13 protein-coding genes are annotated in these 14,627 nt (G+C 70.3%); 6 read left to right on the plus strand and 7 right to left on the minus strand.

The features are described from left to right. Window positions 1–30: 30 nt before the first annotated feature. A complete protein-coding gene (locus OIE40_RS02000) occupies window positions 31–900 on the minus strand; it encodes a DUF2510 domain-containing protein (protein ID WP_264699423.1) in 870 nt (289 codons plus the stop codon). A gap of 51 nt (window positions 901–951) precedes the next feature. Further along, window positions 952–1,800: a type I methionyl aminopeptidase gene (map, locus tag OIE40_RS02005; protein WP_264699425.1), complete on the minus strand. Its 849-nt coding sequence runs from the start codon at window positions 1,798–1,800 to the stop codon at window positions 952–954. Between the two features lie 45 nt (window positions 1,801–1,845). On the opposite strand from map, the gene OIE40_RS02010 reads away from it, so the two are divergent. Together OIE40_RS02010 and OIE40_RS02015 are read left to right on the plus strand one after the other, a co-directional pair. Then, window positions 1,846–2,055 carry a hypothetical protein gene (locus tag OIE40_RS02010; RefSeq protein ID WP_264699427.1) on the plus strand — a complete coding sequence of 70 codons (210 nt, stop codon included), beginning with the start codon at window positions 1,846–1,848 and terminating at the stop codon, window positions 2,053–2,055. Window positions 2,056–2,126: 71 nt separating this feature from the next. Further along, entirely contained in the window at window positions 2,127–3,464 is a 1,338-nt protein-coding gene (locus OIE40_RS02015) for a glutamine synthetase family protein (protein WP_264699429.1), read from the plus strand. Window position 3,465: 1 nt separating this feature from the next. Here OIE40_RS02015 and OIE40_RS02020 read toward each other — a convergent pair whose 3' ends face one another. Continuing rightward, window positions 3,466–3,843, minus strand: a complete 378-nt coding sequence (locus OIE40_RS02020; RefSeq protein ID WP_264699431.1) for a sterol carrier family protein — start codon at window positions 3,841–3,843, stop codon at window positions 3,466–3,468. A gap of 39 nt (window positions 3,844–3,882) precedes the next feature. Between OIE40_RS02020 and OIE40_RS02025 the strand changes: the two genes are divergently transcribed. Further along, window positions 3,883–6,843 (plus strand): bifunctional [glutamine synthetase] adenylyltransferase/[glutamine synthetase]-adenylyl-L-tyrosine phosphorylase, encoded by a 2,961-nt coding sequence (locus OIE40_RS02025; RefSeq protein ID WP_264699433.1) that lies wholly within the window; start codon window positions 3,883–3,885, stop codon window positions 6,841–6,843. Window positions 6,844–7,174: 331 nt separating this feature from the next. Here the strand turns inward: OIE40_RS02025 and OIE40_RS02030 are convergent, their stop codons facing one another. After that, window positions 7,175–8,038, minus strand: coding sequence for a type IV toxin-antitoxin system AbiEi family antitoxin domain-containing protein (locus tag OIE40_RS02030; RefSeq protein WP_264699435.1), 864 nt, complete (start codon window positions 8,036–8,038; stop codon window positions 7,175–7,177). 446 nt (window positions 8,039–8,484) lie between these two features. Next, complete coding sequence (locus OIE40_RS02035) at window positions 8,485–9,279, minus strand: MBL fold metallo-hydrolase (protein ID WP_264699437.1); 795 nt, start codon at window positions 9,277–9,279, stop codon at window positions 8,485–8,487. 53 nt (window positions 9,280–9,332) lie between these two features. On the opposite strand from OIE40_RS02035, the gene OIE40_RS02040 reads away from it, so the two are divergent. The 3 genes from OIE40_RS02040 (at window position 9,333) to dprE2 (ending at window position 13,362) form a co-directional block, all read left to right on the plus strand. After that, window positions 9,333–11,021 (plus strand): arabinofuranosyltransferase AftB family protein, encoded by a 1,689-nt coding sequence (locus OIE40_RS02040; RefSeq protein WP_264699439.1) that lies wholly within the window; start codon window positions 9,333–9,335, stop codon window positions 11,019–11,021. Between the two features lie 120 nt (window positions 11,022–11,141). Further along, window positions 11,142–12,572 carry a decaprenylphosphoryl-beta-D-ribose oxidase gene (dprE1, locus tag OIE40_RS02045; protein WP_264699441.1) on the plus strand — a complete coding sequence of 477 codons (1,431 nt, stop codon included), beginning with the start codon at window positions 11,142–11,144 and terminating at the stop codon, window positions 12,570–12,572. A 28-nt stretch (window positions 12,573–12,600) separates the two neighbouring features. Further along, the gene (gene dprE2, locus OIE40_RS02050; protein ID WP_264699442.1) at window positions 12,601–13,362 is read left to right on the plus strand and encodes a decaprenylphospho-beta-D-erythro-pentofuranosid-2-ulose 2-reductase; all 762 of its coding nucleotides are present in this window, start codon (window positions 12,601–12,603) and stop codon (window positions 13,360–13,362) included. Between the two features lie 64 nt (window positions 13,363–13,426). Here the strand turns inward: dprE2 and OIE40_RS02055 are convergent, their stop codons facing one another. Together OIE40_RS02055 and OIE40_RS02060 are read right to left on the minus strand one after the other, a co-directional pair. Continuing rightward, on the minus strand, window positions 13,427–13,786 hold the full coding sequence (locus tag OIE40_RS02055; RefSeq protein ID WP_264699444.1) for a hypothetical protein: 360 nt from the start codon (window positions 13,784–13,786) through the stop codon (window positions 13,427–13,429). 34 nt (window positions 13,787–13,820) lie between these two features. Continuing rightward, on the minus strand, window positions 13,821–14,612 hold the full coding sequence (locus OIE40_RS02060; RefSeq protein WP_264699446.1) for a PIG-L family deacetylase: 792 nt from the start codon (window positions 14,610–14,612) through the stop codon (window positions 13,821–13,823). Window positions 14,613–14,627 lie beyond the last annotated feature (15 nt).

Consider the following 14,627-nt stretch of genomic DNA (forward strand, 5'->3'; position numbering starts at 1 on the left):
TTCTGCCGGTCGAGCCGGACGCCGGCGCGACTACCGCTTCTCGACCGTGACGTTCGCGCGGGACCGGTCGACCAGCCGCTTGGTCTGGTTGTCGCCGATGGTGGCGAAGGTCAACAGCGCGCTGCGCGACCCGTCGCTGTGCTGCACCACGAGGACGTCGACGTCGTCGCCGGGAATGTCGGGCAGGTAGTTGATCTGGACCTGGAACGTCATCTCCCAGGCGTCCAGGCCGTCGACGGTGGTCGACTTGCTGGTGCCGGCCACGAAGCGGCCCTCGCCCCCGTTGTAGAAGCGGCCGACGGAGTCGTCGGCGATCGCCTCGGCCTGTTGTTCGAGGCTGCCCACCATCGAGCGCGGCTGGATGCCCGCGAGGATGACCTCGCTCACCCACGACGAGGTGATCGTCCGCTGCAGGCCGGTCGCGCAGATGCCCCACGGGATCGTCCGGACGGGGTTGACGTCCCAGCGCGAGTCGTCGATCACCGGGACGCTCAGACCGCCCCCGTACAGGCGTCCGTTCACCACCGCCTCGTCGTACTTCGGGCACGGCAGGCTGGTCTCCGGCGGGCTCGGCGTTGGTGTCGGGGTCGGCGTGGGCGTCGGGGTGGGGCGACTGGTCTCGTCCCAGGCCGACACCGTGGGCGAGGCGTAGCTGGTCCGGGTGGTCGGCGTCGGCGAACCGCCGAATAGTTGCGGCACCACGATGAAGGCGATCAGTGCCAGCACGACGGCGGCGACGGCCACCATCCACAGCAGGGGATTGCGCCGCCCACCGCCGCCTCCGCTGGGGGTGGGGCCCGGGTTGGCCGAGAGCTGATCGCTCCAGGACGCACCGTCCCAGTAGCGGTACATGCCCGGCTGCCCGCCCGGATCAGGGAACCATCCCGGTTGTGCGGCCATCACTCGCCCCCCGTTCGTCCGCCGGTCATCCTGCCCCGTCCCCGGTTCAGCTCACGGCACGGTGAGCAGTTCGGCACCGTCGTCGGTGACCACCAACGAGTGCTCGAACTGGGCGCAGCGGCTGCCGTCGTTGGTGACCACCGTCCAGCCGTCGTCCCAGACGTGCGAGCGGTAGTCGCCCAGGGTCAGCATGGGTTCGATCGTGAATGTCATGCCAGACTCGATAACGGTGGTCAGCGACGGCTCGTCGTAGTGCGGAACGATCAGCCCCGAATGGAACGTGGTGTGCACCCCGTGCCCGGTGTAGTCCCTGACCACCCCGTAATTGAAGCGCTTGGCGTAGGCCTCGATCACCCGGCCGATCACGTTCACCCGGCGCCCAGGCCGGACGGCCTTGACGGCCCGGTTGAGCGCCTCGCGGGTGCGGTCGGTCAAGTCCTTGGACGCCTGGTCGACCTCGCCGCAGTAGAACGTGCCGCAGTTGTCGCCGTGCACCCCGTCGACGAACGCGGTCACGTCGATCTTGACCAGGTCGCCGTTTTCGAGCGGGCGGGTGTCGGGGATGCCGTGGCAGATGACCTCGTTGACCGAGGTGCAGATCGACTTCGGGAAGCCCCGGTAGCCCAGCGCCGACGGGTAGCCGCCGTGGTCGCAGATGAACTCGTGGGCGACGGCGTCCAGCTGGTCGGTGGTGACGCCGGGGGCGATCGCGTCGGCGGCGGCGTACATGGCCTGCGCGGCGATCCGGCCCGCGACCCGCATCCGTTCGATCACGTCGGCGCTCTGCACGTCCGGCCCGGTGTAGCGGTCGGGCGCGGGGCGTCCGACGTAGTGGGGACGGCCGATGCCGGCCGGAACGCGGCGCCGCGGCGTCTGCGGGTAGGGCTTGATCGGGGTCACGGGCGCGATCATAGTTGGGGGATCTGAGCGACGAGGGGGTCGGGCGTGGCCGACGACGAGTGGTACTGGTGCCTCAAGCATCAGGCGGTGGAGCCGCTGGAGGGCTGCAAGGCCGAGGATCGGCTGGGCCCGTATGCGACCCGCGACGAGGCGTCGCAGGCGCTGGCCACGGTTCGCGAGCGCAACGAGCGCTGGGACCGTGAGGACGAGGAGTACGAGGGGGACGCCGACTCGCCTTCCGTGCTGGGCGGCTGACCCCTGTCGAGCTGCCCACCGGGCCTGGGATGTAACGCAACTGAAACACGTCGCCGGGCAGACTAGCCGGCATGGATAAGCAGACAGAGTTCGTCCTGCGTGCCATGGAGGAGCGCGACGTCCGCTTCGTCCGCCTCTGGTTCACCGATGTGCTGGGCTTCCTGAAGTCGGTGGCCATCGCACCGGCCGAACTCGAGGGCGCCTTCGCCGAGGGCATCGGCTTCGACGGCTCGGCGATCCAGGGCTTCGCCCGGGTCTACGAGGCCGACATGGTCGCGCACCCGGACCCGGCCACCTTCCAGTTGCTGCCGTGGCGCGGCACCACCCAGGGCACCGGCCGGATGTTCTGCGACATCAGACTGCCCGACGGTGCGCCCAGCTTCGCCGACCCGCGCTATGTGCTGAAGCGCGCCCTGCGCAAGGCCGCCGACATGGGGTTCACCTTCTACACCCACCCCGAGGTGGAGTTCTACCTGTTCAAACAACCGGTGCAGCCCGGCCAGCCGCCGGTGCCGATCGACCAGGGCGGCTACTTCGACCACACCACCGCCAACGCGGGGGCCGACTTCCGCCGGCACGCGATCACCCTGCTCGAACAGATGGGCATCTCGGTGGAGTTCAGCCACCACGAGGGAGGTCCCGGCCAGCAGGAGATCGACCTGCGCTACGCCGACGCGCTGACCACCGCCGACAACATCATGACCTTCCGGGTGGTGATCAAGGAGGTCGCCGCGATGAAGGACATGTTCGCCTCGTTCATGCCCAAGCCGCTGGAGAACCACCCCGGCTCGGGCATGCACACCCACCTGTCGTTGTTCGAGGGGGACAGCAACGCGTTCTACGACGCCACCTCCGAGTACCACCTGTCGAAGATCGGCCGGCAGTTCATCGCCGGGCTGCTGCGGCACGCCGCCGAGATCGCCGCGGTGACCAACCAGTGGGTGAACTCCTACAAGCGGCTGGTCGGCGGTTCCGAGGCCCCGCGGTACATCTGTTGGGGGCAGAACAACCGCTCCGCGCTGGTCCGGGTGCCGATGTACAAGCCCAGCAAGGGCGCCTCGGCCCGGGTCGAGCTGCGGTCGATCGACTCCGCCGCCAACCCCTACCTCGCCTACGCGCTGGTGCTCAGCGCCGGGCTCGCCGGCATCGAGAACGACTACGAGCTGCCCGAGGGCGCCGAGGACGACGTGTGGACGCTGACCGAGCGGCAGCGCCAGGCGCTCGGCATCAAGCCGTTGCCGCGCTCGCTCGACACCGCGATCGGCCTGATGGAGAACTCCGAACTGGCTGCCGAGACCCTTGGCGAGCACGTCTTCGACTTCGTGCTGCGCAACAAGCGGGCCGAGTACGAGGAGTACCGCGCCCAGGTCACGCCCTGGGAGCTGCGCACCTCACTGCCCGCGCTCTGACCTAACCGGCGACCACCAGCGGAAACGCCGCGGACAGGTCGCTGCGGATGCCCGAGGCCCGGACGTCGTGGCGGGCCACGCCGTCGGCCCACGACAGCCGGCCGGCCGCCAGCGCGACCAGCGTCTCGGGGGTGCACTCCACCACGTTGGGCGGGGTGCCGCGGCGATGGCGTCCGGCTTCGTCGAGCGCTAGCTGCACTGCGGCGTACGGGGGGACCCGCAACTCGATCGCACCCCCCGGATACCGCTGGGCCAACGCACCGCAGATCGCCCGGACGAGGCCGGCCAGCTCGGGCCGGGACAGCGTGCCACCGGCCTCCAGGGCCGCCGCCGCCGAGGCGAGGGCGGCGGGGTCGACGGCTGCGGGCTTGCGGGGCATGACCCCGACGCTACCGGCCAGGATCGGTAGCATGCCCGCATGGACCGGACGACGACGACGGCTGGCACGCTCGCGCGGCTGGGCTTCGGTGATCCGCACCGTGCCGCCGACACGTTGGACGGATGGTTCGTCCAGCACGGCGACGGGTGCGGGCAGCTGGTCGACCAGATCATCGCCTCGGCCGACCCCGACCTGACGCTCAACGGGCTGACCCGGATCGCGGCCGCACGCCCCGACTGGCTGCCCCGGCTGGTCGCCGACCCGGACTGGACGGCGCGGTTGTGCCGGGTGCTCGGGGCCAGCGTGGCGCTGAACCAGCACCTCGGCGCCCACCCCGACGACGCCGACGTGCTGCGCGGCGACGTCGCGCGGCGTCCAGCAGCCGACCTGCGGGCGACGCTGCTGCGGGCGATCGATGCAGACCCGGACGCCGCCCAGCCGGTCGCCGAACCCACGGCGTCCGACCGGTTGAGGCTGGCGTACCGCCGCGAACTGCTGCGGATCGCGGCCCGCGACCTGAGCGCCGAGGACCCGCTGACCGAACTGCCGGTGGTGGCGGCCGAGCTGGCCGACCTGGCCGATGGCACCGTCGAGGCCGCGCTGGCGCTGGCCCGCGGCGAAGTGCCGGGCTGGGAGGAGGTCCGGCTCGGCATCATCGCCCTGGGCAAGACCGGCGGCCAGGAACTCAACTACGTCAGCGACGTGGACGTGCTCTACGTGGCCGAGCCGGCCGTCGGGGACGACGGCGAGCCGGTCTGCGGCACGGCGCAGGCGGTGAACGTCGCCACCCGGCTGGTCGGGGCGCTGACCAGGGTCTGCTCCGCGCACACCGCCGCCGGCACCATCTGGCAGATCGACGCGGCGCTGCGACCCGAGGGCAAGGCGGGTCCGCTGGTCCGCACCCTGTCGTCGCACCGCACCTACTACGAGAAGTGGGCCAAGAACTGGGAGTTCCAGGCCATGCTCAAGGCCCGGCCGATGGCCGGCGACCTCGACCTGGCCCGCGAGTTCGTCGACCTGGTCACGCCGATGGTGTGGCGGGTGGCCGAGAACGACCAGTTCGTCAGCGAGACCCAGGCGATGCGTCGCCGGGTGATCGCGTTGCTGCCGGCCAGGGAGGCCGATCGCGAGATCAAGCTGGGAGCGGGCGGGCTGCGCGACGTCGAGTTCAGCGTCCAGCTGATCCAGTTGGTGCACGGCCGGGCCGACGAACGCGTCCGGCAGAAGGGCACCCTGGCCGCTCTCGCCCGGCTGATCGAGTTCGGCTACGTCGGCCGCTCCGACGGCAAGGACCTGGACGCCGCCTACCGGCTGATGCGGTTGCTGGAGCACCGCATCCAGCTAGGCAAGCTGCGGCGCACCCACCTGATGCCCGAGGACGAGTTGGGGCAGCGCAGGCTCGCCCGCAGCGTCGGCCTCGCGGACGCCGAGGAGTTGCGGACCCGGTGGCGGGACTCGACCCGGCGGGTGCTCAGCCTCCACCAGCGGGTGTTCTACTCGCCGCTGCTGGAGGCGGTGGCGCGGATCCCGTCCGAGGCGGTGCGGCTGACCTCGTACGGCGCTGAGGTTCGGCTGCGGGCACTCGGGTACGCCGACCCGAAGGCGGCGCTGCGGCACATCGAGGCCCTGTCCCAGGGGTTGACCCGGCAGGCCGAGATCCAGCGGCAGCTGCTGCCCGCGATGCTGGGCTGGTTCACCGCCGGCCCCAACCCGGACCATGCGCTGCTCGCGTTCTGTCAGGTGTCGGAGGCGATGGGACGGACGCACTGGTACCTCCGGGCGCTGCGTGACGGCGACTTCATGGCGGAGCGGCTGGCCAGGATCCTCTCCTCGAGCCGGTACACCGTCGAGTTGATGATGCGGGCACCGCAATCGGTGGGCATGCTGATCGACGATTCGTCGCTGCGCGCCCGCGACCGGGCCGAGATCCTCGCCGAGATGCGGGCCTCGTCCCGGCGGCACGAAGAGCGCGAGGTCGCCGTCCAGCACATCCGGGCCGTGCGGCGCCGCGAGCTGCTACGGCTGGCGATGGCCGACCTGCTCGGCCTGATCGACCTGACCACGGTCGGCGTGGGGCTGTCCGAGCTGGTCGGCGCCACCATCGACGCCACCCTCGAGGTGGTCCGGCGCGAATACGAATGGTCGCCGCGGATCGCGGTGGTGGCGCTGGGTCGCTGGGGCGGCTGCGAAATGTCCTACGCCTCGGACGCCGACGCCATGTTCGTCGTCGAGGACAGCGACAACCCGGACGCGACGAAGGTCGCCACCCAGGTGGTCTCCGACCTGCGTTCGGCTCTGGCCAAGGCCGGCCCCGACCCGGCGCTGGAGATCGATGTCAACCTGCGGCCCGAGGGCAAGGGCGGCCCGATGGTGCGCTCGCTGAGCTCGACCACGGCCTACTACGAACGCTGGTCGTCGACCTGGGAGGCGCAGGCGCTGCTGCGTGCGTCGCACGGGGCGGGCGATGCGGAGCTGTCGGCGGCGTTGCTGGAGTCCGTCGCGTCGCTGCGCTACCCCGAGGGTGGGCTGGCGCGGCAGCAGGTGCACGAGATCCGCAAGCTGAAGGCCCGGATCGAGGTGGAGCGCATCCCCCGGGGCAGCGACCCGCTGCGCAACACCAAGCTCGGCCCGGGCGGCCTCTCCGACGTCGAGTGGGGGGTGCAACTGCTGCAACTCGAACACGCCGGCCACGTGCCCGGGCTGCGCACGACCTCGACCCTGCCGGCCCTGGACGCCGCGGTCGAGGCCGACCTGGTCTCGCTCGACGACGCGGCGGCCATGCGGGACGCCTGGACGATGGCCAGCCGCATCCGCAACACGGTGCTGCTGCTGCGCGGGCGGGCGTCCGACTCGATCCCGAACGACCCCCGGGAGGCCGCCGCCGTGGCCCTGCTGATGGGCTACGACAAGGGCGAATCGAGCCTCTTCCTGGACGAGTACCGGCGCCGGACCCGCCGTGCCCGGCAGGTGATGGACCACATCTTCTGGGGCATGGAGTAGCCAGATCTTACGGATTTCTGGGGGCCGGAGTAGCCAGATCTTCCGGATCTTGTGGGGGGCCTGGGTAGTCAGAGCTTCCGGGTGCCTCGGCTGCGGGGCTGATCTCCATCTCCGGGCTTCGCTTGGCCGGACTTGGGTGTCGCCGTCCTGGGGCTGGCCGTTCTCTGCAACGCCTACTGCTTTCGGGAACGGTGACTACTTTCATGTCGCAACACGAAAGTAGTGGGGCTTACTGCCAGTAGTCGGCGTTGCGGAGAACGGTCATCCAACACGCATGCGGCTCGCTCGGCGCGCATGGGACGCCTGGCGCCCGGTGCAGCTCGGGTGCCCGTCACCCCCAGTTGCGCTCTGCGCGGGCAATGGCGTCCCGGACCCGGTGGGCCAACGTCACCCGCTCATCCAGCAGGTCGGTCGTGACCCGGACGACCTCCCACTCAAGTGCCCGGATGTCGTCCTCGCGCACCTTCTCGCGTGCGGCAGCGCCGTCCTCGTCGTACTTGGCGAGGCCGTCACACTCCACCAGGACGCGGGTTCCCCTGATTCGCCCGTCCGCCCGATAGTTGGTGCCCGGTACGTCGAACTGCGGCTCGATCGACTTTCCCCAGCAGTCGAACACGTAGGCGGTGCGTGACTCCAGCGGCGACTCACGCCGTCCGTCCGCGAGTTTGCGGACCATCCGCAGGCGCCCCCGACCCGCATGGTTCCCGAGCAGGGCGCACCACCGGTCGAAGTCGGCCAACGTGGTCAGCTCCTGGCGCAACGCGTGGTCCAACGCCATCAGTCCCGACACGGGACAGAACAGGGCGGTCTGGGCTGCCACGAGCGCAGCGTCAATGACGCCACAGTCGCCGACCCGCTCGTGGATGATCACGCCGGCCCGGTTCTGCGCCTTTCCACCGTCGGTGCGCATGAGGTGAATGCGGCTCCAGTCGGGTCGGTGAACCGGCAACCCCAGCACCGCTGCGCCGGTGTGGTGGCTGGCGACGGTGTCCGGATGATCCTTGAGTTCCACGAGTGCACGTAGCCGGTGCCACTGTGCTGCGGGCGTGCTGGCATGTGCTGTGTACCAGCCGCGCTTGAGTCGGTTCAAAGCGCCCTTGGACACGGCGCGCCGGACGTCCTCCTGCTCGACGCCGCGCGCCCGCAGTTCCGCGGTGGTGAAGATGGTGACCTGGCTCAACTCTGGAGGCAGCATGCCTTCAGGGTGCGACCGAGGTGCAGCAAAGTGTCCACACTCAAGGAGCCTTGTGGATAACGCTGTCGCCGAAAGCCGTCGGTTCGGGCTCTCCCGGGGGCCTGCCGTTCTCAGCAACGCCCACTACTGGCATGAACGGTGGCTACTTTCATGTCACAACACGAAAGTAGTCGCGGTTCCCGAGAGCAGTGGGCGTTGGTGAGAACGGCCGACCCCGGGCTGTCACGGTTCTCGAGAGCAGTGGGCGTTGGTGAGAACGGCCGTCCCCGGGCTGTCCCGGTTCTCGAGAGCAGTGGGCGTTGGTGAGAACGGCCGTCCCCAGGCTGTCACGGTTCTCGAGAGCAGTGGGCGTTGGTGAGAACGGCCGTCCCCGGGCTGTCGCGGTTCCCGAGAGCAGTGGGCGTTGGTGAGAACGGCCGACCCCCCCAACCGCCGAACCGGACCCCTCACACGCGCAGCAGCGTCAGATCCGGGTGCACCTCGGCTCCCAGCTCGGCCAGCCGCCGGACCAGCTCGTCATGGGTGGGGTTGTTGTGGCCGACATGGACGGCGACCACCCTCGTCCGGTCGTCCACGGCCCCGATGCTGCGCAGGTCGTCCACGGCCGCGGCGAACGTGGTGAAGCAGTGGTGGACGCCGTTGGGGGGCTCCGCGTCGCCGAACGTCTCCTCGAGCAACACCAGGTCGAACCGGGTCCCGGTCACTGCAGTGAGCAGGGCCGAACGCCACGGCCCGGTGTCGGTGGCGTACAGCAGGTGGCGTCCGTCCGGAGCCTCGATCGCGTACAGCACCGCCTCGCCCAGCGCGTGGTGGGTGGCCGGCAGCACCCGCGCCCGGTAGCCGTCCAGCATCAGCTCGTCCCCGGCGGTCACCGTGGTGAAGGTCACCACCGACTGGTCTGGCGCCAGCCAATCGGTGCAGCGGGCGATCGCGGGCGCCGGCCCCACCACCTGCAGCGGCACCTCGCTGACCCAGCCGCGATGCATCAGGAAGGCCGGGTCGAGGTGATCGTCGTGGGCGTGCCCGATCAGCACGGTGCGCACCCCGCTGAGCTCGAGCCCGGCGCGTTGCGCCTGCCGGGGCGCCTCGGGGCCGCAGTCGATCAGCAGCCGGCCGTCGATCAGGGCGGAGTTGTTCGTCCTGATCGAGCCGGACGCCCTAGCCTCAGCGCAGGTGGCGCAGCCGCACCAGGCGTTGGGGACGCCGTCGGAGGCGCCGGTACCGAGCAGCAGTACGTCCACGGGGCCACGGTAGCGATTGCTGCCATGATGGACGCCGACCGGAAGGGGAATCCGTGGCTGCAGCGTCCAGCACCCGGCGCGTCTGGGTGGCGCTGTCGATCCTGCTACCCGCCGCCGTAGTGGGCGTGATGACGTGGCTGCGGCGTTGGGTCTCCGACGACGGGTTCATCAACGTGCGGGTCATTCTGCAACTGGTCGCCGGCAACGGCCCCACCTACAACCTCAACGAACGGGTCGAGGTCGGCACCTCCACCCTATGGCTTGGCCTCGTCACGCTCGGCAAGCTGATCGCGCCCGCCGCCGAGGTCGGACAGGTGATGGTGGTGCTGGGTACCGGCCTGATCACCCTGGCCATGCTGCTGCTGGGCCTGGCCGGGCTGCACCTGCTGCCGGCGCGCGCCCGGGTCGTCCTGCCGCTCGGCACCGCCGCGCTCGCCGGGCTGTCGCCGTTGTGGGATTTCGGCACCTCGGGGCTGGAGACCTCGCTCACCTTCTGCTGGATCGCCGCCTGCTTCTGGGCGCTGGCCCGGCGCTGGGCGAACCGGCCCCGGTCGCCCCTGCCCGCGTGGCGTCCGTTCCCCGTCGCGGTGCTGATCGGGCTGGGCGTCCTGATCCGGCCCGACCTTGCCCTGGTCAGCCTGATCTTCGGGGTGATGCTGCTGTGCCAGTCCGAGCGCCGGATCGGCGGCTGGCTGGGTGCGGCCGGGCTGGCCCTGGCGATCCCGGTCGGCTACGAGATCTTCCGAATGGGCTACTACGCCTCGCTGGTGCCCAACACGGCGCTGGCCAAGGCCAACGCGTCGCCCGAGCAGGGCTTGTTCTATCTGCGCGACTTCGTGCTCACCTATCACCTGTACCTGCCGGTGGCGATCGCGCTGGCGTGCTACGTCGTCGCCCTGGTCGCCGGCGTCCGGGATCGGGACCCCGGACTTGTCGCGCTGTGGCTGGGCCCGCTGGTAGCGGCCGGCGTGCACGCCGCCTTCGTGGTTTCGGTCGGCGGTGACTTCATGCACGCCCGCTTCCTGCTGCCCGCCACCGTGCTGCTGTTCGCACCGGCCGCGCTCGTCGCCGGCGCTACCTGGACGCGGGTGCTGGCGGTGCTGACGATGATCTGGGCGCTCGTTGCCGGGCTCGTCCTGCGTCCGGCGTTGTGGAACGGCATGATCGTCGACGAGCGCAGCTACTACGCCGCCTTCGTGCCGGACGAGCCGGGCGCCATGGTGATTGCCGAGAACTGGTCGGCCGACGTCGGCTACCAGCTCACTCGCCGCGCCGCCCAGGACCTGGCCGAGGGCCGCTCCTACTTCGTCGACATCACCAAACCCGACGACGAGTTGCCCACCCATGACGGTAACGGCGTCTACGTGGTGATCAACTCCCTCGGCATCGCCGGAGTGGGCGCCGGGCTTGTGGTGACGATGGTCGATCCACCCTCGCTCGGCGACCCGATCGGCTCGCGACTCGTGCTGCCGCCGGACGCTCAGTACCGGGTCGGGCACGCCTACAAGCCGGTGGTGTGGGCGATGGCCCGCTACACCGCCGCCGATGTCCACCCCGACGACCAGGCGCTCAACGACGCCCGGGCCACCCTGGCCTGCGGCGACATCCCCACTCTGCTCGCCGCCATCTCGGAACCGCTCACCGTGCAACGCTTCCTGACCAACCTGGCGCTGGCGCCGAAACTGACCATGCTGCGCATCCCCGTCGACCCGGCGCAGGCCAGGGCCGAGCTCTGCGGCTGAAGTGGTCTCGACAGGCTCGACCAGCGGGGTCTTACCGTCCGGTGAGACAGCGCGTCCCTCTCCCCGGACGTCTCTCCCGGCAGGCTCCGCCGCGGCGCCCCGGCGATAGACTCGGCGACGATGTCCAGTTCAGTCACCGACCTGCCCACCTCGCTTGAAGCTCTCGCCGGCTGGGGGCGGACGTCGCCGGGCCTGGCCCACGTGCTGCGGCCCACCTCCGCCGAGCAGGTGCAGGCCGCCGTCGCGGCCGTGGCCGATCACAACGCCGACCGCCCTTCGCACCTTCGTCGCGGCATCGTGGCCCGCGGCCTGGGCCGCTCCTACGGCGACGTCGCGCAGAACACCGGCGGCGTCGTGATCGACATGAACGGCCTCGACACCATCCACTCCATCGACGCCGAGTCGGCGACGGTCGACGTGGACGCCGGGGTCAGCCTGGACACGCTGATGCGAGCCGCGCTGCCCTACGGGCTGTGGATCCCCGTGCTGCCGGGCACCCGACAGGTCACCATCGGCGGCGCTATCGGTTGCGACGTGCACGGCAAGAACCACCATTCGGCCGGCTCGTTCGGAGACCACGTCGCCTCGCTGCAACTGCTGGTCGCCGACGGGCGCGTGCTCACCCTCACCCCGGACGGCTCGGCCGACGACCCCGACGGAAGCCTGTTCTGGGCCACGATCGGCGGCATCGGCCTGACCGGGGTCATCCTGCGCGTGACGCTGAACATGACCCGCACCGAGACGGCCTACTTCCTCGCCGACGGTGTCGTCACCCACAGCCTCGACGAGACGATCGCCGTCCATTCCGACGGCTCGGAGGCCAACTACGACTATTCCTCGGCCTGGTTCGACGCCATCTCGGCGCCGCCGAAGCTGGGCCGGGCGGCGCTGTCCCGTGGCAGTCTGGCCACGCTGGCGCAGCTGCAGGAGTTCGCACCCAAGCTCGCCGCCGACCCGCTCGCGTTCAGCGCCAAGCCGCTGTTCGAGCTGCCCGACGTGTTCCCCAACGGCCTGGCCAACAAGCTCAGCTTCTCCGCGCTCGGCACGCTGTGGTACGCCAAGTCGGGCACCTACACCAACAAGATCCAGACCCTCACCGGCTTCTACCATCCGCTCGACATGTTCAGCGAGTGGAACCGTGCCTACGGCCCGGCCGGCTTCCTGCAGTACCAGTTCGTCGTCCCGCCGGCCGCCGTGGAGGAGTTCAAGCAGATCATCGGCGACATCCAGCGGTCCGGGCACTACTCGTTCCTGAACGTGTTCAAGCTGTTCGGCGAGGGTAACAAGGCCCCACTGAGCTACCCGATGGCGGGCTGGAACGTGTGTGTCGACTTCCCGATCAAGGCCGGGCTGAACGAGTTCCTCAACGGTCTGGACGCCCGCATCCTGCAGTTCGGCGGCCGGCTCTACACCGCCAAGGATTCCCGCACCAGCGCGACCACCTTCCACGCCATGTACCCCGAGATCGACGCCTGGATCGCCACTAGGCGCGGCATCGACCCCGACGGCGTCTTCGTCTCCGACATGGCCCGCCGGCTCGAGCTGGTCTGACCCCACCCCCCGCAGAAAGCGAGTACCCATGTTCGACGCCGTCGGCAACCCGCAGTCGATACTGCTGCTGGGCGGCACGTCCGAGATCGGCCTGGCCGTGTGCAGCGAGTACCTGCGCCGCCAGCCGGTGCGGATCGTGCTCGCCTGCCAACCCGGTGACCCGGCGACCGCCGCCGCGGTCGAGTCGCTGCAGGTGCAGGGTGCCACCGCCGTCGAGGTCGTCGATTTCGACGCCACCGACTTCGGCTCGCATCCGGCCGTCATCGAGCAGGCGTTCGCCGGGGGCGACATCGACCTGGCCATCGTCGCCTTCGGGCTGCTCGGCGACGCCGAGGAGCTGTGGCAGAACCAGGCCAAGGCGGTGCAGATCGCCCAGGTCAACTACACCGGCGCGGTGAGTGTCGGCGTCCTGCTCGGCGAGCGGTTCAAGGCTCAGGGGCACGGCCAGATCGTCGCGATGAGCACCGTCGCCGGCGAGCGCGTCCGGCGTTCCAACTTCGTCTACGGCTCGACCAAGGCCGGCCTGGACGGCTTCTACCTCAACCTCGGCGAGGCACTGGAGGGGCTCGGCCCGAAGGTGCTGGTGGTCCGCCCCGGCCAGGTCCGCACCCGGATGTCGGCTGGTGTCAAAGAGGCGCCACTGACGGTGAACAAGGAGGACGCCGCCCGTCAGATCGTCGCCGCCGTCGCCGACGGCAAGGAGCTGATCTGGGTGCCGCCGGCCTTCCGGTTCGTGATGATGGCGCTGCGGCACGTGCCGCGTCCGATCTTCCGCAAGCTACCGCTCTGACCGACCCCGGGCAGCGGCGCCCGAGGGTCGGCCTGAGCCGGCTCAGCCGAACCGGGCCCTGCGGTCACCGTGCCGTCAGGTAGCCCAGCGGCTCGGCGACCAGGGTGCGGTAGGAGAAGGTCTGGGTCGCGCCCTCGATGATCGTCAGGTACTCGTCGGGCGAGACGCGGTAGACCGACCGACGCTGCTCGCTCATCGGATGCCGCGGCCTGAACACCCATGCGCAACGTTCCGCCTCGCGGCGGGCCCGGTCGCGGGCCCGCCAGGTCTGCTGGGTGACCGGTTCGGCCAGCCAGCGCATCGTGTTCCCCGACCCGACCAGTTGCTCCACCAGCAGGGTGTACTCGACGTTGGCGGGTTCGCGCGGGTCGCGTTCCTGCTCGTCGGACGGCATCGGCAGGGTCGGCCACTGGGCTTCGGTCATGGGCCGATTGTTCCGCACCCGGTGGTCACGGCGGTCAGAAGAACCAGCCGCGCCGCATCGGGTCCTGGCTGCCCACCTCGATGTAGTGCTCGAAGATGAACATCATCGCGAACGCCTCCGCAGGCATCGCCAGCATGCCCTGCACGTCGGCCTGGCTGGCGTGGCATTCCATCATCGCCCGCCGGGTGGCGAGTTCGGCGGACACGTCGACCTGCAGGCTGAGGTCCGCCTCGGGCGTGCCGATCGGGTTGCCGTCCGCCATCGGGGCGTCCGGGTCGAAGTCCTCGGCGTCCGCCACACCGGCCTCGCGGGCGAGCCGGAACTGTTCACGGGCCAGGTCGCGGTTCATGGTCGCCTCGAACAGCCGCACCCTCTCCCCGGACGCCTGATGCGCCCGGCGCACGACCTGATGCACCCGGACGTGGTCGGGGTGGCCGTAGTTGCCGTGCCAGTCGTAACCGACCAGCACGTCGGGCCGTTCGGCCTCGATCAGCGCGCTGAGCCGTCCGGACGCCTCGTCGAGATCGGCGCGCGCGAACGCGGCCGGGTCGTTGTTCTGTTCCCAGCCGTACATCCCCGAGTCGCTGTAGCCCAGCCAGTGCACCCGCGCCACCCCGGCGATCTCGGCCGCCCGCGCCGCCTCGGCCATCCGGTGCGCTGCCAGCGTGGTGCCCTCGACGAGGTTGTCGGGCAGGGAGCCGTGCTCGCCGTGGGTGGCGAACACCACCACCACGGTGTGGCCCTCCCTGGCCGCCCGGATCATCGAACCCGCGGTCAGCGTGCCCTCGTCGTCGGGGTGGGCATGGACGAACATGATCGTTGCCATGGCCGCCAGTATGCC

This window comes from Micropruina sonneratiae, from assembly GCF_025972045.1.
GTDB classification, from domain to species: domain Bacteria; phylum Actinomycetota; class Actinomycetes; order Propionibacteriales; family Propionibacteriaceae; genus Micropruina; species Micropruina sonneratiae.